The organism is Dellaglioa sp. L3N, from assembly GCF_054941095.1.
Genome location: NZ_CM142928.1, coordinates 1,025,860 through 1,049,775, shown reverse-complemented (window position 1 = coordinate 1,049,775; position 23,916 = coordinate 1,025,860). Strand labels below are relative to the sequence as shown.

Annotated in this window: 21 protein-coding genes; 17 read left to right on the top strand and 4 right to left on the bottom strand. The window is 34.9% G+C overall.

The genetic code is table 11. The features are described from left to right. Window positions 1-3: 3 nt before the first annotated feature. The 12 genes from rpsO to ACVPPR_RS05215 all read left to right on the top strand — a co-directional run bounded on the left by rpsO (window position 4) and on the right by ACVPPR_RS05215 (window position 12,199). Entirely contained in the window at window positions 4-273 is a 270-nt protein-coding gene (gene rpsO / locus ACVPPR_RS05270; protein ID WP_462297468.1) for a 30S ribosomal protein S15, read from the top strand. Window positions 274-419: 146 nt separating this feature from the next. Then, entirely contained in the window at window positions 420-1,475 is a 1,056-nt protein-coding gene (locus ACVPPR_RS05265; RefSeq protein WP_462303812.1) for an aspartate-semialdehyde dehydrogenase, read from the top strand. Window positions 1,476-1,496: 21 nt separating this feature from the next. Then, window positions 1,497-2,369 (top strand): 4-hydroxy-tetrahydrodipicolinate synthase, encoded by an 873-nt coding sequence (gene dapA / locus ACVPPR_RS05260; RefSeq protein ID WP_462304806.1) that lies wholly within the window; start codon window positions 1,497-1,499, stop codon window positions 2,367-2,369. A 20-nt stretch (window positions 2,370-2,389) separates the two neighbouring features. Beyond that, on the top strand, window positions 2,390-4,117 hold the full coding sequence (locus ACVPPR_RS05255) for a ribonuclease J (protein WP_462297470.1): 1,728 nt from the start codon (window positions 2,390-2,392) through the stop codon (window positions 4,115-4,117). 59 nt (window positions 4,118-4,176) lie between these two features. Next, window positions 4,177-5,097 (top strand): hypothetical protein, encoded by a 921-nt coding sequence (locus tag ACVPPR_RS05250; RefSeq protein WP_462303811.1) that lies wholly within the window; start codon window positions 4,177-4,179, stop codon window positions 5,095-5,097. A 315-nt stretch (window positions 5,098-5,412) separates the two neighbouring features. Beyond that, complete coding sequence (tuf, locus tag ACVPPR_RS05245; protein ID WP_462297472.1) at window positions 5,413-6,600, top strand: elongation factor Tu; 1,188 nt, start codon at window positions 5,413-5,415, stop codon at window positions 6,598-6,600. Window positions 6,601-6,751: 151 nt separating this feature from the next. Further along, window positions 6,752-8,050, top strand: a complete 1,299-nt coding sequence (gene tig / locus ACVPPR_RS05240) for a trigger factor (RefSeq protein WP_462297473.1) — start codon at window positions 6,752-6,754, stop codon at window positions 8,048-8,050. Between the two features lie 173 nt (window positions 8,051-8,223). Next, a complete protein-coding gene (gene clpX / locus ACVPPR_RS05235; protein WP_462297474.1) occupies window positions 8,224-9,489 on the top strand; it encodes an ATP-dependent Clp protease ATP-binding subunit ClpX in 1,266 nt (421 codons plus the stop codon). A 144-nt stretch (window positions 9,490-9,633) separates the two neighbouring features. Further along, window positions 9,634-10,701 (top strand): DUF916 and DUF3324 domain-containing protein, encoded by a 1,068-nt coding sequence (locus ACVPPR_RS05230; RefSeq protein ID WP_462297475.1) that lies wholly within the window; start codon window positions 9,634-9,636, stop codon window positions 10,699-10,701. A gap of 34 nt (window positions 10,702-10,735) precedes the next feature. Then, window positions 10,736-11,188: a hypothetical protein gene (locus tag ACVPPR_RS05225; RefSeq protein ID WP_462297476.1), complete on the top strand. Its 453-nt coding sequence runs from the start codon at window positions 10,736-10,738 to the stop codon at window positions 11,186-11,188. 122 nt (window positions 11,189-11,310) lie between these two features. After that, window positions 11,311-11,916 carry a ribosome biogenesis GTP-binding protein YihA/YsxC gene (gene yihA / locus ACVPPR_RS05220; RefSeq protein WP_462296871.1) on the top strand — a complete coding sequence of 202 codons (606 nt, stop codon included), beginning with the start codon at window positions 11,311-11,313 and terminating at the stop codon, window positions 11,914-11,916. Then, window positions 11,906-12,199 (top strand): nucleoside triphosphate pyrophosphohydrolase family protein, encoded by a 294-nt coding sequence (locus ACVPPR_RS05215; protein ID WP_462296872.1) that lies wholly within the window; start codon window positions 11,906-11,908, stop codon window positions 12,197-12,199. Before yihA ends, ACVPPR_RS05215 begins: the two co-directional genes overlap by 11 nt. Window positions 12,200-12,236: 37 nt before the next feature. On the opposite strand, the gene ACVPPR_RS05210 is transcribed toward ACVPPR_RS05215, so the two are convergent. After that, a complete protein-coding gene (locus ACVPPR_RS05210) occupies window positions 12,237-12,389 on the bottom strand; it encodes an SPJ_0845 family protein (RefSeq protein ID WP_462296873.1) in 153 nt (50 codons plus the stop codon). 250 nt (window positions 12,390-12,639) lie between these two features. Here ACVPPR_RS05210 and ACVPPR_RS05205 point away from each other — a divergent pair, with 250 nt between their 5' ends. The 3 genes from ACVPPR_RS05205 to uvrC all read left to right on the top strand — a co-directional run bounded on the left by ACVPPR_RS05205 (window position 12,640) and on the right by uvrC (window position 16,660). Then, on the top strand, window positions 12,640-14,052 hold the full coding sequence (locus tag ACVPPR_RS05205) for an ABC transporter substrate-binding protein/permease (protein WP_462304805.1): 1,413 nt from the start codon (window positions 12,640-12,642) through the stop codon (window positions 14,050-14,052). After that, window positions 14,045-14,779, top strand: coding sequence for an amino acid ABC transporter ATP-binding protein (locus ACVPPR_RS05200; RefSeq protein ID WP_462296874.1), 735 nt, complete (start codon window positions 14,045-14,047; stop codon window positions 14,777-14,779). The genes ACVPPR_RS05205 and ACVPPR_RS05200 overlap by 8 nt, the downstream gene beginning before the upstream one ends. A gap of 111 nt (window positions 14,780-14,890) precedes the next feature. Beyond that, window positions 14,891-16,660 (top strand): excinuclease ABC subunit UvrC, encoded by a 1,770-nt coding sequence (uvrC, locus tag ACVPPR_RS05195; protein WP_462296875.1) that lies wholly within the window; start codon window positions 14,891-14,893, stop codon window positions 16,658-16,660. 116 nt (window positions 16,661-16,776) lie between these two features. On the opposite strand, the gene ACVPPR_RS05190 is transcribed toward uvrC, so the two are convergent. The 3 genes from ACVPPR_RS05190 to ACVPPR_RS05180 are packed head-to-tail and all read right to left on the bottom strand — an operon-like array spanning window position 16,777 to window position 20,392. After that, the gene (locus tag ACVPPR_RS05190) at window positions 16,777-18,705 is read right to left on the bottom strand and encodes a PTS fructose transporter subunit IIABC (protein ID WP_462296876.1); all 1,929 of its coding nucleotides are present in this window, start codon (window positions 18,703-18,705) and stop codon (window positions 16,777-16,779) included. 22 nt (window positions 18,706-18,727) lie between these two features. Then, window positions 18,728-19,639: a 1-phosphofructokinase gene (pfkB, locus tag ACVPPR_RS05185; RefSeq protein ID WP_462303810.1), complete on the bottom strand. Its 912-nt coding sequence runs from the start codon at window positions 19,637-19,639 to the stop codon at window positions 18,728-18,730. Further along, window positions 19,640-20,392: a DeoR/GlpR family DNA-binding transcription regulator gene (locus ACVPPR_RS05180; RefSeq protein WP_462303809.1), complete on the bottom strand. Its 753-nt coding sequence runs from the start codon at window positions 20,390-20,392 to the stop codon at window positions 19,640-19,642. It abuts the gene before it with no gap. A 195-nt stretch (window positions 20,393-20,587) separates the two neighbouring features. On the opposite strand from ACVPPR_RS05180, the gene obgE reads away from it, so the two are divergent. Then, window positions 20,588-21,904 carry a GTPase ObgE gene (gene obgE, locus ACVPPR_RS05175; RefSeq protein WP_462303808.1) on the top strand — a complete coding sequence of 439 codons (1,317 nt, stop codon included), beginning with the start codon at window positions 20,588-20,590 and terminating at the stop codon, window positions 21,902-21,904. Between the two features lie 73 nt (window positions 21,905-21,977). Further along, window positions 21,978-23,876, top strand: coding sequence for an acyltransferase family protein (locus ACVPPR_RS05170; protein ID WP_462303807.1), 1,899 nt, complete (start codon window positions 21,978-21,980; stop codon window positions 23,874-23,876). The last annotated feature ends 40 nt before the right edge of the window (window positions 23,877-23,916 follow it).

Sequence of the window (23,916 nt, the reverse complement as noted above, 5' to 3'; positions counted from 1 at the left end):
CTAATGGCAATTACAAACGAAAAGAAAACAGAAATTATGAAAGAATATGCTCGTCAAGAAGGCGATACAGGTTCTGCTGAAGTACAAATCGCTGTACTTACTGCAGATATCGTCGAATTGAATGCACATATTGGCGTTCATAAGAAAGATTTCGCTTCACAACGTGGTTTGATGAAGAAAATCGGACATCGTCGTAACCTTTTAGCATATTTACGTAACAAAGATATTCAACGTTACCGTGAATTGATCCAACGCTTAGGTCTTCGTCGTTAAAACTAAAAGCAAAACTCTTAATAGGAGTTTTGCTTTTTTTATTTTAAAAATTAAGATAAGTCTAGTAGAAGTGAGCTAAATGTAAAACGTTCATAAATTTTATGGTATAATTAAGATTCAAATAAAGAAAAAGAAGGTTTTTTTCAATGGACGGATATAGAGTTGCAGTAGTCGGCGCTACAGGCGCCGTTGGAACAAGAATGATTCAAATGCTTGAGGAAACGAGTTTACCCATCATTAGCATCAAATATTTGGCATCTAAACGTTCTGCAGGAAAAGTATTAAAATTTAAAGAAGATCAGGCTGTTATCGTAGAAGAAACAACACCTGATTCTTTTGAGAACGTTGATTTGGCTTTATTTTCTGCTGGTGGTGGCGTATCGAAAAAATTTGCCCCAGAGGCCATTAAACGTGGTGCAGTTGTTGTAGATAATACGAGTGCATTTAGAATGGATCCAGATGTACCATTGGTAGTTCCTGAAGTTAATGAGCAAGCCCTTTATGAACATAAAGGTTTAATTGCTAATCCTAATTGTTCAACAATTCAAATGGTGGTTGCGCTAGAGCCAATCCGTAAAGCTTATGGCTTGAAAAAAGTTGTTGTTACAACGATGCAAGCCGTTAGTGGGGCTGGAAACTTAGCTATCCAAGAATTAAAAGATGAAGCGCAAGCTTACCTCAATGGTGAAGAAATGGAAGCCAATATTTTACCGGCTTCTGGCGATAAAAAGCATTATCCAATTGCTTTTAATCCGCTACCTCAAATTGATGTTTTTGAAGAGACTGACGGCTATACACATGAAGAATGGAAAATGATTCATGAAACAAAGAAGATTATGTCTGACCAAGCTATCCAAGTAACGGCAACTTGTGTCCGTGTACCAGTTGTTGTCAGTCATTCAGAGTCTGTTTGGTTTGAAATTGAGAGTCATGATGCATCTGTTAAACAACTTCAAAATGTTCTTTCAGATGCGCCTGGTGTTATCTTACAAGATGATCCAAAACATCAAATATACCCACAAGCAATCAACGCTACGGGTAAAAAAGAAACATTTGTTGGCCGAGTTAGAGCAGATTTGGAACAAGATAATGCATTCCAATTATGGGTTGTTTCAGATAACTTATTAAAAGGTGCTGCTTGGAATTCAGTTCAAATTGCTGAAAAATTACATGAATTAAATTTATTAAGAGTTCCAAAATAATAACGAAAGGAGTGAGTTAATCTGATGTTTGAAAATGTAGATATTATGACTGCAATGGTAACGCCATTCAATGATCAGAACCAAGTGGACGAAGAGCGCTTAGAAAAATTAATTGAACATTTAATTTTGACGGGTTCAAAAGGTATCTTGGTAAATGGGACTACTGGTGAGTCGCCAACATTAAAGGATGCTGAAAAGCTTAATTTAATTAAAAAAACGGTTGCTTTTGTTAACGGTAGAGTGCCTATCATGGCAGGGACTGGATCAAATAATACGATGGAAACAATTGATTTCACAAATGAAGTTGCTAGTATTTCTGGTGTTGATGCGGCTTTAGTTGTCGTGCCATATTATAATAAGCCTAATCAAAAAGGGATGATTGCGCATTTTGAAGCAATTGCAAATGAAACGAAGTTACCTATCTTTATTTATAATATTCCAGGTCGTACCGGTGTTACTATGACGGTTGAGACTATTGTGAAATTGTCTGCCAATCCGCATATCATTGGTATTAAAGACTGTACTGGTAGTGAAAACTTGAGTAATATTGTTGACCAAACGCCAGATGAGTTTCTTGTTTATACGGGTGAAGATACTGACAGTCTAAGCGCCAAAGTGATTGGGGCAAATGGGGTTATCTCCGTTGCAAGTCATATTTTTGGTACTGAAATGACAAACATGTATCAAGCGGTATTAGACGGGAACATTAAACTTGCGGGGAATATCCAAAGAGAGTTGACGCCAAAAATGGCTGCCCTTTTTGCTTTTCCATCGCCTGGTCCAGCCAAAGCTGCTTTAAATAATCAAGGTATTTTAGTCGGCGGGTGTCGATTACCAATCCAAGCATTAACTGAAAATGAAACAAAGCAACTAATAGAAACATTAAAAATATAAAATACGTAAGAGGTGAAGTAATGAGTAAAGTTAAAATAATTCCACTTGGTGGCGTTCGAGAAAATGGTAAAAATATGTACGTTGTTGAAGTGGACGAAGATTTATTTATTTTTGATTCTGGGTTAATGTATCCAGAAAATGGCTTATTGGGTATTGATATTGTGATTCCTGATTTTAGTTATTTAAGAGAAAATAAAGATCGCATTGTTGGTGTTTTCTTAACACATGGACATGCGGATGCAATTGGTGCCTTGGCCTATTTCGTGAGTGAATTTGATGTGCCTGTTTTTGGATCAGAGCTAACGATTGCTCTAGCAAAACTTAATATTGAAAGTGACCCTAAAGCAAGTAAGTTTAACGACTTCCATGTGGTTGATGATCAAACTGAAATTGATTTTGGTAAAACAACGATTTCGTTTTTTAAAACAACGCATTCAATTCCTGAATCATTGGGAATTGTTTTGGGTACTGATGAAGGACAAATTGTGTACACTGGGGACTTTAAGTTTGATCAAGCTGCAGTACCAGCTTATCAAACAGATTTTGGCCGTTTAGCCGAAATTGGTAAAAATGGGGTTTTGGCATTGTTGAGTGACTCAGCTAATGCTGAAAATCCATTTCCAACAGTTAATGAAAGTGCAATAGACGAATATATCAATGAAACTTTTGAATATCAAAAAGGACGGATTATCGTCGCCTGCGTTGCATCGAATATATTACGCGTACAACAAATTTTAAATGCCGCTAATGAAAGTCATCGTAAAGTCATCTTAACTGGCCATGATGTCGAAAAAATCGTTAAAACGGCTATGAATTTGAACAAATTGATTTTACCTGATGAAAACGTGATTGTTCCGATGAGCGATATCAGTAAATATGATGATGATCAACTCATTATATTGGAAACAGGTAAGATGGGCGAACCCCTAAAATCATTACAACGAATGGCTTTGAACCAACATTCAGCTATTAACATTCATGAAGGAGATCTTGTCTTTATTACGACAACAACGTCAAAAGCAATGGAAACGAATGTTGCCAAGACAAAAGATCTTATCTATCGTGCTGGAGCTGATGTAAAAGCTATTTCTGATGAGTTAAATTCATCAGGACATGCTGGGCAAAATGATTTACAATTAATGATTAATTTAATGCAACCAAAATATTTGGTACCTATTCAAGGTGAATACCGGTTACTTGCAGCACATGCTGATTTGGCACATGTTTTAGGGATGCCATATGATCATATTTTCATTACTGGTAAAGGTGACGTTTTAAGTTACTCAGATGGTAAAATGAATTTAGGATCACAAGTTGAAGCAGGTAATACCATGATTGATGGGATTGGTGTTGGCGATATTGGTAACATTGTCTTGAGAGATCGTAAAATTCTTTCTGAAGATGGTATTTTTATTGCAGTTGTGACAATTGACCGCAAAAAGAAAAAAATTATCAATAAACCTAAAATTACATCGAGAGGTTTTGTTTATACAAAAACAAGTCTTGATTTAATTGAAAAAAGTGCTGAAATTGTTTCAGAGACAGTACAAGATAATTTAAATAATAAAGAATTTGACTGGGGACACTTGAAACAAGATGTTCGTGAAAAAATGAGTCATTTTCTATATGAACAGACAAAAAGACGTCCAGTTATTTTGCCTGTAATTATGGAAATTAATCAATATCACAGAAAACCAGCTCAACCTAAAGAAGTTAAAACAAGTGATGCAAAAAGTAGTGAAAAATAATCAAAAAGGGATAACACAAATGTTGTTATCTCTTTTTTTAGAAATAAATAGAGGATATTATGGCAGAAATCATTCCGTTTCCCGACCAAGAAAAACAAAATTATCAGTTGGCAAAAAAAGCGATAGAAGATAAAGATTACCAGTTAGCTACACAACTTTTTACAAAAAATTATGCGGGTCATCGGAGTTTTAAAACAAATAAATTGTTAGTGAATGCGTTAATTTTAGATGCTCAATTTGAGGAGGCATTAACGATTGCTGATGAATTTTACAGTGATTACTTAAAACGAGGGGATCAATTTGCTGTTTATTTAACTGTTTTATTGAAAAATAATAAATTTATTCGAGCTTGGCAATTAGTTAAGTCACAATCTTTTGCAATGCCAATCGTTGAAAGTGCTGAAAATGATTATCGTGAAAAGTTTGATAAGCAACTGCGACAAAATGAGCGACAATTCTCACATTTAGGAGCCGTTGATTTCTTTGGGCAGCAGCAAATTGTGCAGAGTGGATTAGAATTACCTAAAAAAGAATTTTTAACTGCTTGTCAAAATATATTTATGGATAAAGACGTGCATCCAATTATCAAATCAAGTTTGTTACAAGAAGTTCAAAGTATCCCTAATACTTTTGGTGCAATAGATTATTTGTGGATTGATGGGATACAGAAAAAAATTGAAATGAAAAATTTGATCGCAAATGAAAATGAACCTGTTCTTCGGAAAATTAATCAATTAACTAAAAATGAAGATGGCTCTATTGACGTCCAATTAAATAAATCATTGAATCATATGTTAAATTTAAAATTAGGGATGATGTATCCTTTCGCAGATAAATTTGCGGGTGTCGAAGAAGAGTGGATTGAGCTAGTAAAGAGCGAACTAGGCATTGCATCTACTTTTAAAAGGACTGATGATTTAAAAAATATGATTGAATTGAATCAACTCCTTTCAAAGGAATTAACTGAAATAATGAATTAATAATAGGTAAGGCTAGCCGTTTTTAATAATCTATGATATTCTAATAAAGAATCCAAAAATTCTGCTTAGATTAGTTGTATGAGTGTAGATTTAACCAGGTTATTTTAAGACGAGATAAAAAGTTTCAGTATTCTTTAAATAGGTATTTACAAAACTCTAAACAGTCTATATAATATTTTAAGGATTCTTCTTTAATTAAATAACATTGTATTTTGTTATTTAATGGGGAAGTAGTATAATAAAAACAAAGAATCATCAGGGTTAGATTTTCTAAAACTGTTTTATTCTTACAAAAACATTAGGAGGCTCTTATTCATGGCAAAAGAACATTACGAACGAACAAAACCCCATGTTAATATTGGTACTATCGGACATGTCGATCACGGAAAGACAACTTTAACAGCTGCAATCAGTAAAGTATTATCAGACAAAGGTTTCGGTGAAGCAGCAGATTTCGCTTCAATCGATGCCGCTCCTGAAGAACGTGAACGTGGTATTACTATCAATACTGCCCATGTTGAATACGAAACAGCTGCACGTCATTACGCACATATCGATGCTCCAGGACATGCTGATTACGTTAAAAACATGATCACTGGTGCTGCACAAATGGATGGTGCTATCTTAGTTGTTGCTGCAACTGATGGCCCTATGCCTCAAACACGTGAACATATCTTACTTGCTCGCCAAGTTGGTGTTGATTACCTTATCGTGTTCTTGAACAAAACTGATTTGGTTGATGATGAAGAATTATTAGACCTTGTAGAAATGGAAGTTCGTGAATTATTAAGCGAATATGATTTCCCAGGCGATGATATTCCTGTTATCCGTGGTTCAGCTCTTAAAGCCCTTGAAGGCGATCCAGAAGCTGTAAAACAAGTTGAATTGTTAATGGATACTGTTGATTCATACATTCCAACACCAGTTCGTCCTACAGACCAACCATTCTTGATGCCAGTTGAAGATGTATTTACAATTACTGGTCGTGGTACTGTTGCTTCAGGTCGTATTGACCGTGGTACAGTTAAAGTCGGAGACGATATTGAAATTGTTGGTTTACATGATGATGTTCTTAAAACAACAGTTACAGGTATCGAAATGTTCCGTAAGACACTTGACGAAGGTGAAGCCGGCGATAACGTTGGTGCTTTACTCCGTGGTATCGATCGCGAACAAATTGAACGTGGACAAGTTCTTGCCCAACCTGGTTCAATCAAAACTCATAAATTATTCAAAGGCGAAGTTTATATCCTTTCTAAGGAAGAAGGTGGACGTCATACTCCATTCTTCTCAAACTACCGTCCTCAATTCTTCTTCCATACAACTGATGTTACTGGTGTTATTGAATTGCCAGAAGGCGTAGAAATGGTTATGCCTGGTGATAACGTTACATTTACAGTTTCATTAATCGCCCCAGTTGCTATTGAAAAAGGTCTTAAATTTACTGTTCGTGAAGGTGGCCGTACTGTTGGTGCCGGAGTTGTTTCAGAAATTGACGATTAATTTTTAATTAAATTAAAAATAAGAAATTCGGAAAGCTTTTGCTTTCTGAATTTTTTTTTATAATCATTTACAATCTAGTAATGATACGGTAAAATAGACAAGTATATAAATAGTACGAATATAAAATTTTTGTTCTATCGGAGGGAAAACAATGTCAGCAAAATTTGAAAAAACAGGTAAAAACAATGGAGAAATCACATTCGAAATTGAAACTGATAAAATTAAAGAAGGATTAGAAAAAGCTTTCTTGAAAGTTAAGAAAGATTTAACTGTTCCTGGATTCCGTAAAGGAAAAGTGTCACGTCAAGTATTTAACAGAATGTATGGTGAAGAATCATTATACGAAGATGCTTTAAATATCTTATTGCCTGAAGCATACGAAAAGGCACTTGAAGAAGTTAAAGTATCACCAGTTGATCAACCTGATATTAACATTGACAGCTTAGAAAAAGATTCTACATGGGTACTTAAAGCTAAAGTGACACTTCAACCAGAAGTTGAATTAGGTGACTACAAAGGCTTGACTGTACCTAAACAATCACGTCGAGTAACAAAAAAAGACGTTGAAGATAACTTAGAAGCAAAACGTCAACAACAAGCAGAACTTGTGCTTAAAGAAGACGAAGCAGCTGTTTCTGGCGATACGGTTATTATTGACTTTGAAGGTAAAGTTGATGGTGTTGCATTTGATGGTGGTAAATCAGAAAATTATACTCTTGAATTAGGTTCAAACTCATTTATTCCTGGATTTGAAGACCAATTAGTTGGGCATAAAGCAGGAGAAGATGTTGACGTAACTGTTACATTCCCTGAAGATTACCAAGCAGAAGACTTACGCGGTAAAGAAGCAATATTCGCTGTTAAAGTTCATGAAGTCAAAGGCAAAGAACTTCCAGAAATGGATGATGAATTTGCTAAAGATATTGATGAAGAAGTTAGCACACTTGAAGAATTACAAGCAAAAACAAAAGATCAAATTAAAGAAGCAAAAGAAGCTACAGCAAAAGAAGCCATTCAAGATGCTGCAATCGAATTAGCAGTTGATAATGCTAAAGTAGATGAAATTCCTAACTCAATGATTGAAGAAGATGTTCATCGTCAAATGGATCAATACCTTGCAAACATGCAACAACAAGGAATTGATACAAAGATGTACTTCCAATTGACAGGAACATCTGAAGATGACTTACACAAACAATTTGAAGAAGGCGCAGAACGTCGCGTTAAAACAAACCTTGTGTTAGAAGCTATCGTTGCTGCTGAAAAAGTTGAACCTTCAGACGAAGAAGTTTCAGCTGAAATTTCAAACTTAGCAGAACAATATGGGATGGAAGAAGATGCAGTTCGTTCTGCTCTTTCAGACGATATGGTTAAACATGATATTGCTATCAAAAAAGTTGTTGATGAATTAGCTGATTCAGCAGTTGAAGAAGCAAAAATGAAAAAATAATCACTTAATCGATTGTTCTGATTAGTTGATTTAAAAGAATGAGATTGAAGCGAGTTTTTGGCTTCAATCTTTTTTGTTAAATACATCTAAAAGCAAATGTTCGCGAAATATCGCTAAATTTGATAGAATGTATATATTAAAATAAAAGAAATTGAAAAATATGAGGTGGTAAAATGTTCGAAAATACTGAAGAAGGCGGACCCGTAAATTGCTCCTTTTGCGGTAAGTCACAAGATCAAGTTATGAAAATTGTCGCTGGACCAGGCGTATATATTTGTAACGAATGTGTGGATTTATGTAAAGAAATCATTGATGAAGAATTTAGAGAACAAATGGATTCTGAACCATTACTTGTTTTAAAACCACAAGCTATCATGAATAAACTTAACAACTATGTGATTGGACAAGAACAATCTAAAAAAACATTGTCAGTAGCTGTTTATAATCATTACAAACGAGTTAATCATATGCTTGATGTTGAAGAAAATAGTGATGATGAAACAGAGTTACAAAAAAGTAATATTTGTTTAGTTGGTCCTACAGGATCAGGTAAAACATATTTGGCTCAAAGTTTAGCTAAAATCTTAAATGTCCCATTTGCAATTGCAGATGCGACAACTTTAACTGAAGCTGGATACGTTGGTGAAGATGTTGAAAATATTCTTTTGAAATTATTGCAAAGTGCAGATTACGATGTTGCAAAAGCTGAAAAAGGAATTATTTATATTGATGAAATTGATAAGATTGCTAAGAAAAGTGAAAATGTTTCAATTACGCGAGATGTTTCAGGTGAGGGTGTTCAACAAGCTCTTTTGAAAATTCTTGAAGGTACAATTGCAAGTGTTCCGCCTCAAGGTGGCCGTAAACATCCACAACAAGAATTAATTCAAATAGATACTAAAAATATTTTATTTATTGTTGGTGGTGCATTTGCCGGAATTGAAACAATGGTAAAAAATCGTTTAGGCGATAAAACAATTGGGTTCGGTGCTGAAGTTAGCTCTGCTGAAACGGTTGATGAAGACAATAGTATTATGCAACAAATTATTCCAGAAGATTTATTGAAATTTGGCCTAATCCCTGAATTTGTTGGTCGTTTACCAATTATGACTGCTTTAGAGGAATTAAAAGAAGAAGATTTGGTTCGAATTTTAACAGAGCCTAAAAATGCTTTGGTTAAACAATATACGAAACTTGTCGAGTTAGATGGTGTAACGCTTGAGTTTGAACCTGAGGCATTATCACGCGTTGCTGAACTTGCTATTAAACGAGACACCGGTGCACGTGGATTACGTTCAATCATTGAAGAAACAATGCGTGATGTGATGTTTGATATTCCAAGTCATGAAGACATTACTCGCGTCATTATTACTAAGGCAACGGTTGATCAAACACAAGGACCTGTAATAATTAAAGGTAACGAGAAGGCAGCATCTTAAATCGGGAAATTAAGTGAAGGTATATTTATTTGGATGTTCAAAAAAAGTGAGTACACCCTCAAAAAAAGATATAGCTGTGAACGTTAAGTGTAGTATAATGAATTTTAGGTTAATAATTTTAATAAATAATAAAGGGTGGACGTCATGAACAAAATATTAAAAAAGGCAATTTTATTTGGATTTTCTGGGGCATTATTGGGTGGACTTGGATTATTCAACAAATCTGTTGAAGCTAAGGCTCCTGCAAATAATATTGGATATAGTGTTCAAAGTATTCAATCTGACAAGCAAGTTAAAGCAAGCTTGAAACAATCTTACTTTGATATGCAATTGGATGCTAAAGAAAAGGAAACAATTTCAGTTAAGATTTTTAATTCTTCAAATAAGGCATTAAAAATTCGTAACGCTGTTTACACAGCTTCTACGAATGATAATGGTCAACTTGAATATACTAAAAAATTAGCTAAGAAAAATATTGATAAATCAATGAAATATCCTTTAGCATCACTTACTAAGCTAGATTCAGGTAGTGTAGTGACTGTTCCTGCTAAGGGGAGTAAAGTTGTTAAGGCAACAATTACAATGCCTAAAAACAGCTTTAATGGTGTTCTTTTAGGTAGTTGGTACTTTGAAAAAGTTGATAATTCAGCTAAGACGAGTAGCAAGGCAAAAGGAATTTCAATTTCAAATGCTTATTCATATGCAATCGGAATTAAAATTTTAGAAAAGAAAACGGTTGAACCAAATATGAACTTACTATCAGTTAAAGCTGGTATGAGAAATTATCGTAAAGGGGTATTTCCTGTATTCCAAAATGATACAGCCGTTATTATTCCTAAGTTAACAATCAAATCTGAAATTACGAAAAAAGGTTCTTCAAAAGTTTTGAAGAAGACAACATTAAAGAACTTATCAATGGCACCAAATTCACATTTTAATTTTCCAATGCTTTATGATAAAGGTCAATTAGAAGCTGGAGATTATACATTAAAAGCTGTAGCAACAAGTGGTAAGCATACTTGGAGATTCGATAAGAACTTTACTATTACAAATGACGATGCTAGCAAGTATAATAAAAAAGCCATTGCTGATCCTAAAAAACCAACAAATCCATTATGGTATGTTGCTTTAGGTCTTGGTCTTGCAATCTTAGTCATCTTAATCTTCTTCCTTATTAAAAGATACGTTGATAAGAAAAAAGCTGATAAGTAGATTTCTAATATTATTATTTATTTTATTTTTCAACATGTTTGTGACGGCTAAGATGGTGTCTGCGGACATTTTGTATGGGTATAGTACACTACCCACTACGGTTAACTCACATGTTGAAGAAGGTGAGTCAGGGTACCATATTTATTCTGATAGTAATAATATGAAATCGCCTTATTTACAAATTGTTGCTACAGATGGGTTAACGCCATCTTGGCAGTTAAGAGGTAGACTAAAAGCTAAGTCAAATGATATTGTACATGTTGATTTATTTTGTCCAGAATTACAGGCAGGATTAAAGAATATACCAGAGACTTACGGCAATTTAATTTCTGGGGATTCGATTAATTTATCGACAAACGCAAAAGATAGTAGCGGGGAATATTTATTTTATTGGCCCAATACGTTAGTTCAGATTTTAACTACTGATGTAGTCGCACATGCTGAAATGCAAATGGTCTGGATTATTCAAATGGCAGCAACAAAATAAAAGCTTTACAACTTCGGATATTTTGGTTCGATGTTGTAAAGCTTTTTTTGATTCAGATTAAGTTACATGAACACATTTTTATATGGTAAAATAGTTTGAGTATTGAAAGGAAGGTGTTTAATATGGATGTTCATAATGTTGAACTAGTTATGAGTGCCGTTGCACCAGCGCAGTATCCAACAGATGGGATGCCTGAGATTGCATTGTCAGGGCGTTCTAATGTTGGAAAATCATCATTAATAAATACGTTAATTAATCGTAAAAGTTATGCGAGAACCTCAAGTCAACCGGGGAAAACGCAAACGTTGAACTTTTATAACGTTGAACAAAAATTATTTTTCGTGGATGTTCCAGGATATGGATACGCGAAGGTATCAAAAACAGAACGTGCAAAATGGGGTCAAATGATTGAAACTTATTTGGCAGAACGCACAACGTTGAGAGGCGTTATCTCGTTAGTTGACGCACGACATGAACCAACGAAATTGGATGTTCAAATGGTTGATTTTCTTCATTATTATGATATTCCAGTATTGGTTGTTGCAACAAAAAGTGATAAAATTTCTCGTGGTAAATGGAATCAACACGAAAGTGTCATTCGTCGCGCGTTGTCTTTAACTCCTGAGGATGATTTTGTTTTATTCTCGGCTCAAGATAAATCTGGAAAAGAAGAAGTTTGGCAGTGGATTGAAAAGCATGCAAACTTAGGAGAAGAAAATGGAATTTAATGACTATCAAGAAGCAGCAAATCGAACACTATATGGAACTGAACAAGTTTTAACTAATTGTGCTTTGGGTGTCGCAGCTGAAGGCGGACAATTAGTGGATTTGATTAAGGACTACACTTTTAAAGGTCGAGAATTAGATAAGGTTAAATTAACTAAGGAAATGGGCGATGTTCTTTGGTACTTATCGCAAATTGCTGAATGGGCCGATATTGAATTTGATGATGTTGCAAAAGATAATATTTTAAAATTAAATAAAAGATATCCAGACGGATTCAAAAAATAAAAAAATTCCGATAAGTTGATTGCTTATCGGAATTTTTTTATTTTTTCGTTTTCGAATCTTTGGTATCAGATTCAGGTTTTTCTTCTGTTTTTGAAGATTTTAGGTCAACTTTGGCAGGTTCTTTAGGATCAATTGCAAATTTATCAAATAAACTTTCTAAATTGTCTTGTCGTTGGATTTTTAAACTCATAATGGTAACCTCCTTATGTAAATATAGGATAACAGTTTATTAAAATGAATACAAGATAGCTAATTGCTGCATAAAAAGCGCTTCAATCAATATTATTATGCATAAAACAGATTATTTAATACAGTTTATTGCATAAATAATCTTTATAGCATATAATCAATTTATTCACTAATAAGAGAAATTGAAAAAGGAGCGTAAGATTGTGCAAATAAATAAAAAATGGCTTATAAGTATTCTCATTACATTTTTCATGATGTTAGTTGGTATGAATCAAGTAAATGCTGCAACAGACACATCATTACAGGATGTTAAGGATAAGGGAACATTAGTACTTGGAACGAGTCCAGATTATCCACCTTATGAATTTCAAACAACAGTTAATGGTAATGATAAGATTGTTGGATTTGATATTTCAATAGCAAAAAAAATTGCTAAAGATATTGGCGTTAAGTTGGTCATCAAAAAAATGGATTTTGATTCATTACTGGTTGGTTTAGAAACGCATAAAATCGATATGGTTATTTCAGGTATGAATCCATCAGATGCTCGTAAAAAAAGTATTGATTTTTCAAATATTTATTATAATGGGAAACAAATGATGCTGGTTAACAAAGCTGATAAAGCAAAATACAAAACATTGAATGATTTTTCTAATCTATCGGTGGGTGCTCAAACTGGTTCACTTCAATATACAATGAGTAAGGCGCAAATCAAAAATGTAACGATTAAAGGCCTAGCTAAAGTTACAGATTTAATTTTAGCACTTAAAAGTGGCAAAGTAGCAGGGGTTACAATGGAAGAACCAACTGCTAAAGCCTACGCTCAAAATGATAGCTCATTAGCAGTAGTTAACCCAGGATTCGTCTCAGCACCAGATGCAAAAGGTGCTGCAGCTGGATTTGCTAAAAATTCACCTACGCTGGTAGCGGCCGCAAACAAATCAATTAAAGAAATTAAAAAGAAAAATTTAATTAATAAAACTTATTTACCAGAAGCAAGTCAGTATTTAACAAAAAATACGTCAAACAATACAATGATTCATTACTGGAAATATTTTGCAAAAGGAGTTGGCTATACGTTACTAATAACGGCCATTTCAGTTTTTGTGGGTGTTATATTAGGAACGTTGTTGGCACTTATGCGTTTAGGTAAAAATAAGGTTATCAAACTTATTGCCGTCTCATATATTGAATTTGTGCGTGGGACACCGTTAATGATTCAAGTTATGTTCGTCTACTTTGGTATTGGGATGCTTGTCAATATTCCGGCATTGCTTGCAGGAATCATAGCTGTGTCGCTTAATTCAGGTGCTTATATCGCTGAAGTGATTCGTTCGGGAATAGCTTCTATTGATGAAGGTCAAATGGAAGCAGCAAGAAGTTTGGGACTCTCACAGAAAGAGACTTATCAATCAGTTATTATTCCACAAGCGGTGAAAAATATTTGGCCAGCCTTGGGAAATGAATTTATTACTTTAATCAAAGAAAGTTCAATTGTATCGATTATCGGTGTGACCGATTTAATTTACCAAATGAAGATGGTTCAATCAGCTACTTATAAAGGAATTGCACCGATTTTTGTTGCAATGTTACTCTATTTTATTTTAACGTTTAGCTTATCTAAATTATTAAATTACTTTGAAGGGAAGATGAAACATGTCTAAGATTATTGAAGTAAATAAATTAATGAAATCTTTTGGAAAAAATACTGTTTTAAAAGATATTTCTGAGTCAGTTGATAAAGGGCAGGTTATTTGTGTTATTGGACCGTCTGGATCCGGTAAAAGTACATTTTTACGTTGTTTAAACTTACTTGAAGTGCCAACCTCAGGAAATGTTCTTTTTGAAGGTAAAGATTTGACGAGTCTAAATGAAAAAGACTTAAATCAATTAAGAGAAAAAATGGGTATGGTTTTCCAAGGCTTTAATTTATTTCCAAATATGAATGTGATTGAGAATGTTAAATTAGCCCCCATGAAAGTTAAGAGTCTTTCAGATGAAGAAGCAACCAAAATTGCTACCAATTTGTTGGACAAGGTTGGTTTGGCGGATAAAGCGTTGCAATATCCTGATAGCTTATCCGGTGGTCAAAAACAACGTGTTGCGATTGCTAGAGCATTGGCGATGGATCCAGAAGTGTTATTATTTGATGAACCAACATCAGCTTTAGATCCAGAAATGGTTGGGGAAGTCCTTAAGGTGATGAAAACATTAGCTAGCGATGGCATGACAATGGTTGTCGTTACTCATGAAATGGGCTTTGCTAGAGAAGTAGCCGATCAAATTTGGTTTATGGATCAAGGCTATATTCAAGAAAAGGGCCGTCCAGAAGATGTTTTTGATCATCCAACCTCAGAACGTGCTCAAGACTTTTTATCAAAAATATTATAATAAATAGATTTCAGGTAGACGCCTCGTTTACTTGGAATCTATTTTCTTTATTCAAACAGTTGTTCGGGGTATAATTAATTAGTATTTATTATTGTAAAGAAGGTGCGTTGATTGGCTTCAGAGCATATTGAAAATAAGTTAGCATTATTGCCGGCGTTACCGGGATGCTATATTATGAAAAATTTAAATAGTCAGATTATTTATGTTGGTAAAGCAAAAAATTTGAAAAATCGTGTACGGTCTTATTTTAAAAGTGCACACGAAGGTAAAACAGCCAAATTAGTTTCGCAAATTGTTGATTTTGAAACGATTATTACGTCAACGGATAAAGAAGCATTTCTGTTAGAAATTACGTTAATTCAAAAGCATCAGCCTTATTACAACATCAAATTAAAAAAGGGTACCGGCTACCCCTATATTAAGATTACAAACGAAAAAGATCCCATGATGCAAATTGTCAGTCAAGTCAATAAAGATGGTGGGTTTTATTTTGGTCCTTATCCCAATGTGTATGCAGCACAGGAAACATTACAGTTTTTACAGAAAGTTTATCCCTTGAGAAGATGTAATGGATTTCAGAAACGTCCGTGTTTGTATTATCATATGGGGCAATGTTTGGGTGCTTGTTTTAAAGAAGTGCCACATGAAAAATATGAGGCACAAATTAAAAAGATTAAATCATTCCTGAATGGCAATGTAACAGTGGCCAAACAAAGACTCAAAAAAGAAATGGTTAACGCAGCGGATGAATTATCATTTGAACGTGCTGCCGAATTACGTGACCAAATTCATTTTATTGAGGTGACGGTTGAGAAACAAAAAATTATTTCCAATGATCATACACCACGTGATTTATTTAACTTTTATCTTGATAAAGGGTGGTTATCAATTCAAGTCTTCTTTATCAGACAAGCACGATTAATGAAACGAGAAAAAAGACTTTTTCCAATTGTGACAACACCTGAAGAAGAAATGGCAACGTTCATTCTTCAATTTTACAATCGGAAAAATAATGTATTACCTAAAGAAATTCTTGTTCCAGCAGGTATTGACACAGCTGTCTTATCTGATATTTTACAAGTTCCAATTCGGACACCACAGCGTGGTCAAAAAAGTGAACTTCTAAAATTAGCGAAGAAAAATGCACGACTCGTGCTGGAAGAAAAATTTAGATTATTAGAATTAGATGGACGCAAAACAGTTGGAGCTATGAAAGAAATTACTGATGCTATGGGAATTCCAGAGGGACATCGCATTGAATCCTTTGATCATTCACATATCCAAGGAACCGATTTAGTTTCAGCGATGGTTAGTTTTATTGATGGTAAGCCTGAGAAGAGCGAGTATCGTAAATATAAGCTAAATACGGTCGATCATGCGGATGAAGCGGCAAGTACTCGTGAAGTTATTCGTCGACGTTATACGCGTCTTTTGAAAGAAGGTAAGCCCATGCCTGATTTGATTTTAATGGATGGTGCTGAAATTCAAATTGAGGCTGCGAAAGATATATTAATTAATGAGTTAAATCTGATGATTCCTGTGGCAGGGATGGTTAAAAATGATCAACATAAGACATCTGATTTAATGTTTGGTGAGGCTGATCAAAGATTGTCGTTAGATCCAAAGAGTGAGGGATTTTATCTTTTGCAAAGAATTCAAGATGAAGTCCATCGATTTGCGATTACCTTTCATCGTCAGGTTCATTCAAAACATTCATTGAGTTCACGCTTGGATTCAATTCAAGGAGTTGGCCCCAAAACGAGAATTAAATTATTGAAAGAATTTGGTTCGATGAAACATATTAAAGAGGCTTCAATGGAAGACTTACAAGGCTTAGGAATTTCGAAAACAGTTGCACAAACGATAAAATTATCTTTATAGACTAATAAAAGGACTTATTCGATATCAGCAATTGATACCGAATAAGTCCTTTTGGTTTTCAGATAAAAAAAGAAGCCTCACCAGTTTCAACTGATAACGCTTCGAGATTGAACAAATTATTTTTTATTTTCTTTTGCAACGGGACGCCAGATACCAAGGATAATTCCTGCAATTGCGGCACCAATTAAAACAGAAAGTAAGTAGAATGTTTTATTTGTTGCTAAGGCAATTACCCAAAGACCACCATGAGGTGCAGGAACGGAAACGTTCCAGAATTGACTCAACCCACCACCAATTGCGGCACCGATGACACTAGATGTAATGACATGTAGTGGATCTGATGCGGCGTAAGGGATGGCACCTTCAGTAATGAATGAAATACCAAGAATATAGTTAGATAAACCAGCTTTTCTTTCGTCTTCAGAAAATTTATTTTTCCAGAATGTTGATGCAATAGCAATTGCAAGAGGTGGAATCATACCACCGACCATAACAGCAGCCATCATTTTACCATCACCAGTTGAAGTGAAGACACCAATTGAGAATGTGTAGGCAGCTTTATTAAATGGACCACCCATATCGATAGCCATCATAGCGGCTAGGATTGTTCCGATTAGCACGGCATTAGCTGTTCCCATGTGTGTTAAGAAATCTGATAAGACATGGTTAATTTGTGCGAAGACAGGATTAATCATGAAGAACATGATAGCACCGACAATCAGTAGAGATAAGATTGGATAAATTAAGATAGGCTTCATACCATCTAATGATTTAGGTAAGTTTTTAAAGAGTTTTTTAAGACCAACAACAACGTAACCAGCAATGAAACCAGCAGCTAAACCACCTAAGAAACCAGAAACGGATTCAGTTTTAATGACATTTGCAGCAGCAAAGTTAGCCATGTAGCCACCAACAATACCAGGCATAAGAGCAGGTCGGTCACCAATACTCATAGCAATAAATCCAGCTAAGATAGGAACTAAGAATGCAAAAGCATAGTTACCAATGCCATTTAAGAAGACAAAGGCTTGTGATTTTGAACCACCGGGAACATATTGTTCAACGATGAATGAAAGAGCCATTAAGATACCACCACCAACAACGAATGGGAGCATATGTGAGACACCGTTCATTAAGTTCTTGTAAATTTCATTCCAAACGCTACCTGAAGTTTCTGTCTCAGTTTCGGCAGCATCAGTTCCCTTAGCGTGATAGATAGGGGCTTTGCCACTCACTGCACTGTTGATTAGTTCTTCTGGCTTTTTAATACCGTCAGTAACCGGACGATTAATTAATGGTTTGCCATCAAATCGATCCATGGCAACTTTTTTATCGGCGGCAACAATGACACCAGCTGCACGACTGATTTCTTCGTCGGTTAAAAGATGCTTAATACCTTCGGAGCCATTTGTTTCAACTTTAATATCAACGCCCATTTCTTCGGCTTGTTTAATCAAAGCAGCTTCGGCCATGTAAGTATGTGCAATACCAGTAGGGCAGGCAGTGACTGCGACAACGTAGGGATTACCTGAAGGTTTAGCATCATTATTTTTAGCAGCTAATTGTGCGGCAACTTCTTTAGCTTCTTTTTCGTTTTCAGCAGCAGTGAAGGCAGCTTGTACTTCATCAGGAGTGGTAACTGTTTTGAGTTTAGCAACTAAATCAGGGTTAATTAATAAACTAGATAAAGCAGCTAGCGCTTGAAGATGAGCATTATTTGCGCCTTCAGGAGCTGCAATCATAAAGAATAAGAACGTAGGTTGACCATCAAGTGATTCATAATCAAGACCAGCTTTGCTTTTAGCAAATAAAACAGTTGCGCGTTTAACCGCTTTGTTTTTTGCATGTGGCATGGCAATTCCTTCACCAATACCTGTTGTTGATTGTGCTTCACGTTTTAAAATATCTTGTTTGTAAAGCGCCTCATCATCAATAATGCCGGCTTCAAAATATTTGTGAACCATTTCATCGATGGCTTCGGCTTTCGTTGTTGCTTGAAGATCCATGATCATGACATCTTTAAGTAATAATTCATTTAAGTCCATAGTGTAAAACTCCTTTTAAAAGTTATATTTTTTCAATTTTTATTTGTGGTAAAATTTCATTGATTTTGTCAATAGTTGCAATATCTTCAGAAAATGCGGTTGCAGAACCACAGGCAAGTCCGTATTTAAAACTTTCAACAGGGTCACTGGTTTTTGCGAAGGTACCCGTAAAGCCGGCAATCATTGAGTCACCAGCACCGACTGAATTAATAACGGTCCCTTTAGGTGCATTACTCTTATAGACAGCGTCTTTTGTGATTAATAAACCACCATCACCAGCCATTGAGATTAAAACATGTTGTGCACCTAATTCTAATAGTTTCTGGCCATATTTAACGATGTCACTGATACTATTTAAAGTAACGTCAAATAATTCAGCTAATTCATGATGATTGGGTTTGACGACAAGAGGCTTTTCACCAATTGTTTTTAATAATGCCTCGCCAGTTGTATCAATGACAAATTGGGCGCCTTTAGAACGAATGACTTTAATTAAGTTATAATAAAAATCTTGAGATAGGCTAGGGACCAAGCTCCCAGCCAAAATGACTGTATCATTTGACGTTAAAGTGTTAAATTGGCTAGTGAAATTTTTAATTTCATCATCTGAAATTTGAGGGCCTTTGCCATTGATTTCAGTTTCTTGTTCAGATTTAATTTTGATATTAATTCTTGAATCAGCTTTGATTTTTGTAAATTGAGTATCAAGATGATTGGCTTGTAAAGCTGAATTGATAAACTCACCTGTGAAGCCACCAATGAATCCAAGAGCCTTATTTGGTTGAGATAATTCATTTAGAATTCGTGACACGTTAATGCCTTTACCACCTGGTAATTTGGTATCGTAATCCATTCGATTGACTTCGCCAAGCGTTAATTGATTTAATTGGACGATGTAATCGATAGAAGGATTGATTGTTACTGTATAAATCATTTAGAGGGCCTCCTGAATAGTTGTTTGTTTTTTATAGTCGTCAATATCATTGATTGGTAATTTATCGGTAATGATGATGGCGTGATTAAGATCTGCTACTTTAACAAATGAAACTTGATTAAATTTAGAGCTATCAGCTAAAACATAAGTCTGTCGTCCTTGATTCATTGCAGCCACTTTTACTGCAGCCTCTTCAGAATCTGGTGTACTAAACCCAAAATCAAGATTAATTGAATTCATACCAAGAAAAACTAAATTAAATTGAAGGTTTTTGACCGTTTCAATACTGCCAGAACCAACAATAGCCTTTGTATTTGCTTTAACTTGCCCACCAATTACGATGGTTTTAACATTGTATTCGGCAAGTGAGAGTGCATGATTCACACCGTTTGTGACAACAGTTAAATCGTCAATTTGGTTCAAGTAGGGAATCATTGCAAAGGTTGTGCTGCCAGCATCAAGGAAAATGACATTATTTGGCTGAATTAATTTTACGGCTGTTTTAGCAATTTCAGTTTTATTTGATATATTTAATGTAGATTTATCTTCTAAATTTGCTTCCACTTTTAATAATCGGTTACTTTGTGCGCCACCATGGACTCTAAGTAATTCGCCATCAGTTTCAAGTTGCTGTAAATCACGGCGAACAGTTGATTCTGAGACGTTTAAACGATGACAAATATCTTGTAATTTAACGTAACCATGTTTGTCAATTTCAGATCTGATAAATTGGTATCTTTCAATTGTAAGCACTTTCTCAACTCCTTATAAATGAAAATAACACATAAAACATTCAAAATCAACAAAAATCAGTCAAAAACAGTTAAAAAGTTTAGTTATGAGAAATTGGCTTGAATTTATGAAAGAGTTAAGTAAATGCATAGACAAATGACCTTTTCTTCTTTAAAATAGTAAGTTAGTAGTTAAACGGAAAGAAAAGGTGATTCTATGTTTATAGATCAAGTAACAATTGAAGTAAAAGCTGGTAAGGGTGGAGACGGAATGGTTGCATTTCGTCGAGAAAAATATGTACCTATGGGTGGCCCAGCCGGTGGCGATGGTGGCCGTGGTGGTAGCATTGTCTTTGAAGTAGATGAAGGCTTAAGAACCTTAATGGATTTCAGATATAGTAAGCATTTCAGAGCAGAATCTGGTGAAAAAGGAATGATTAAAGGGATGCATGGACATGGTGCACCTGATAAAAGAGTTCAAGTACCAGAAGGAACAACCATTAAAGATGCTGAAACTGGCGTAGTTATTGCTGATCTCGTACATAAAGGGGATTATGCTGTCATTGCTAAGGGTGGCCGTGGTGGCCGTGGTAACATCAGATTTGCTAGCCCTAAGAATCCAGCTCCAGAAATTTCTGAAAATGGTGAACCAGGAGTTGAACGTAAAATTCAACTTGAATTAAAAGTTTTAGCTGATGTTGGTTTAGTTGGATTTCCTTCTGTTGGTAAATCAACACTGCTTTCAGTTGTCACAAGTGCAAAACCTAAGATTGCTGATTATCATTTTACAACGTTATCTCCTAATTTAGGGATGGTTCGTTTAGATAATAATCGTGACTTTGTTATTGCCGATTTACCTGGTTTAATTGAAGGTGCTTCAGTAGGTGTTGGTTTAGGGATTCAGTTCCTACGCCATATTGAACGGACTCGTGTTATCCTTCATTTAGTTGATATGAACCCTGAAGAAGGTCGCGATCCATTTGATGACTATCTTAAGATTAATAAAGAATTGGAAAACTATGATCCTGAATTACTTGAACGTCCTCAATTGATTGTTGCAAGTAAAATGGATATGCCAGGCGCTACTGAACAATTAGTAGAATTTAAAAAACAATTAGCAGAGGATTCTATACTAGAAGAAGTACCTCGTGTCTTTTCAACGTCTTCTATTACACGTGAAGGTCTTAAGACATTAATGAATGTGGCTGGTGATTTATTGGAAGAAACACCAATGTTCCCAACATTAAACATGAAAGAACAAGAAGCACAACAAAAAATCTATGACTTTGAAAAAGAACAAGAAAAATCAGCGCCTGATTTTGTTATTAATAGGGATGAAGATTTAACTTGGGTTCTTTCTGGTGAAAAATTAGAACGTTTGTATCAAATGACGAACATGGATCGAGACGAAAGTTTAATGCGCTTTGCACGTCAACTTCGTGGTATGGGTGTTGATGATGCCTTACGTGAACGTGGTGCTAAAAGTGGCGATATTGTAAGAATTGATAAATTCTCATTTGAATTTGTTGAGTAATTTTAAAATAGTTAATAGTTTTAGTTCATTTATAAAAGTTTCATTAGTATAAGTAAGAGGAGAACGGGACAGGATGGAGAAGAAGCAAAGATTAAAAAAAGCTAGATATATTACTGGCTTTGATGGCGTTAGGACATTAGCTGTTATTGGGGTTATCCTTTATCATCTTGTGCCGTCTAGTTTACAAGGTGGTTACCTAGGGGTTCCAATATTTTTTGTCGTATCAGGCTACCTAATTACTGATTTACTTAATCAAGAATGGCAACAGAATCACAAAATTGATATTCTTGGATTTTATATTCGAAGAATTCGACGACTTTACCCAGCGTTACTAACAATGCTAGTAACAACAATTACGTATATTACGTTATTTCAAAGAGATTTATTAAAAAATGTCAGAGAAATTTTTGCCTCAAATTTATTGTATGTTTACAATTGGTTTCAGGTTATTCACAAAGAATCATATTTTGATCATTTTGGAACGCCATCACCTTTTACACATCTTTGGTCACTTTCAATTGAAGGGCAATACTATTTTTTCTGGCCCATTATTGTTGTGCTATTGATTATCTTCCTGAAACGGAAAGAACGCATTTTTAATCTTATTTTTATACTTGCGTTCATTTCTGCTTTACTAATGGCTTTTTTATACAAAACAGGATCTGATCCAAGTCGTGTTTATTATGGTACGGATACAAGAATGTTTTCAATTTTGTTGGGTTCAAGTCTTTCATTCATTTGGCCAAGTAGTTCTTTGAAAAAAGAAATTTCGAATAAAGGTCGTCTTTTTTTGGATGTGGTGGGTAGTGTATCGCTTTTAACAATTATTTTGTTATTTTTCACTATGTCTGATCAGAGCTCACTTGTTTACCGTGGTGGGATGTTCTTCTTTTCAGTGTTAGTTGTGATTTTTGTTGCAACTGTTGCGCATCCAGGAAATGATATGAATAGGGTTATGACTAATCCACTTTTTACTTGGATTGGTAAAAGAAGTTACGGGATTTACTTATATCAATTTCCAATAATGGTGTTTTATGAGTCGAAGATTCAAAGTATTGGCGCACATCCATGGTTGAATGCGCTAGTTGAAATAGCCATGATTTTAGTAGTCAGTGATTTATCATACCGATTCTTGGAAAGACCATTGCAAAGGTTTGACTATAAGCAAACTTTCACAATTATTAAGACCGTTTTTACAAACAGTGTTAAAATTAGTCGTCAAAAAGTGGCGGTTATTGTGGGAGCGTTGATTATTATTATTGCGTTTTTCGGAATGATTGTTGGTCCAAGTTTACCAGTGACTGGATCAAATGATTTAAAAGCTAATATTAGTAAAAATGCGAAATCAGCTGAGAAGAAGAATGCTGACGCTTTAAAAAAGACGAGTTCTTCTACTTCTAAAAAATCTAGTTCAGAAAAAATAAAATCAAGTCAAAAAAGTTCAGTGGAAAAACAGAGTCAAACGGCACTAACAGATGCTGAAACAGAAAAAGCTGCAGGTGTATATGCAACAGCTATTGGTGATTCAGTGTTAGCAGATGGTGAAAATATTTTACAAGACGATTTTCCACATATGTATGTTGATGCAAAAGTTGGTCGTCAGGTATATACGGCTTCAGGTGATATCAAATTGCTTGCTAATCAGGGGAAATTGCAAGATAACGTCATTATTGGGCTAGGAACTAACAGTCCATTTACAACAGATCAATTTGACGCTATTATGAGTGCAGTTGGATCAGCAAGACAAGTGTACTGGATTAATGTGCATGTCCCAACCAAACGTTGGGAAGGTACTGTTAATAGCATGTTAGAATTACAAAAGAAAAAATATTCAAATCTTCATGTGATTGATTGGCATTCTTATAGTAAAAATCATACAGAATGGTTTTATGATGACAACGTTCATCCGAATCCTAATGGTTCCAAATACTATGCGACTTATATCGCGCGCGAGTTAATTAAGAATAGATAGCATTTAAAATACCGTTAAACCATTTTGCTTTGGTTTAACG

Excerpts from the sequence above, each read along its gene's own strand:
- clpX (WP_462297474.1), top strand. The coding sequence starts at position 8,224 with ATGTTCGAAAATACTGAAGAAGGCGGACCCGTAAATTGCTCCTTTTGC.
- ACVPPR_RS05170 (WP_462303807.1), top strand. The coding sequence starts at position 21,978 with ATGGAGAAGAAGCAAAGATTAAAAAAAGCTAGATATATTACTGGCTTT.
- ACVPPR_RS05205 (WP_462304805.1), top strand. The coding sequence starts at position 12,640 with ATGATGTTAGTTGGTATGAATCAAGTAAATGCTGCAACAGACACATCA.
- yihA (WP_462296871.1), top strand. The coding sequence starts at position 11,311 with ATGGATGTTCATAATGTTGAACTAGTTATGAGTGCCGTTGCACCAGCG.
- tuf (WP_462297472.1), top strand. The coding sequence starts at position 5,413 with ATGGCAAAAGAACATTACGAACGAACAAAACCCCATGTTAATATTGGT.
- ACVPPR_RS05255 (WP_462297470.1), top strand. The coding sequence starts at position 2,390 with ATGAGTAAAGTTAAAATAATTCCACTTGGTGGCGTTCGAGAAAATGGT.
- ACVPPR_RS05265 (WP_462303812.1), top strand. The coding sequence starts at position 420 with ATGGACGGATATAGAGTTGCAGTAGTCGGCGCTACAGGCGCCGTTGGA.
- ACVPPR_RS05250 (WP_462303811.1), top strand. The coding sequence starts at position 4,177 with ATGGCAGAAATCATTCCGTTTCCCGACCAAGAAAAACAAAATTATCAG.
- obgE (WP_462303808.1), top strand. The coding sequence starts at position 20,588 with ATGTTTATAGATCAAGTAACAATTGAAGTAAAAGCTGGTAAGGGTGGA.
- ACVPPR_RS05200 (WP_462296874.1), top strand. The coding sequence starts at position 14,045 with ATGTCTAAGATTATTGAAGTAAATAAATTAATGAAATCTTTTGGAAAA.
- ACVPPR_RS05210 (WP_462296873.1), bottom strand. The coding sequence starts at position 12,389 with ATGAGTTTAAAAATCCAACGACAAGACAATTTAGAAAGTTTATTTGAT.
- pfkB (WP_462303810.1), bottom strand. The coding sequence starts at position 19,639 with ATGATTTATACAGTAACAATCAATCCTTCTATCGATTACATCGTCCAA.
- ACVPPR_RS05215 (WP_462296872.1), top strand. The coding sequence starts at position 11,906 with ATGGAATTTAATGACTATCAAGAAGCAGCAAATCGAACACTATATGGA.
- ACVPPR_RS05190 (WP_462296876.1), bottom strand. The coding sequence starts at position 18,705 with ATGGACTTAAATGAATTATTACTTAAAGATGTCATGATCATGGATCTT.
- rpsO (WP_462297468.1), top strand. The coding sequence starts at position 4 with ATGGCAATTACAAACGAAAAGAAAACAGAAATTATGAAAGAATATGCT.
- ACVPPR_RS05230 (WP_462297475.1), top strand. The coding sequence starts at position 9,634 with ATGAACAAAATATTAAAAAAGGCAATTTTATTTGGATTTTCTGGGGCA.
- tig (WP_462297473.1), top strand. The coding sequence starts at position 6,752 with ATGTCAGCAAAATTTGAAAAAACAGGTAAAAACAATGGAGAAATCACA.
- ACVPPR_RS05225 (WP_462297476.1), top strand. The coding sequence starts at position 10,736 with ATGTTTGTGACGGCTAAGATGGTGTCTGCGGACATTTTGTATGGGTAT.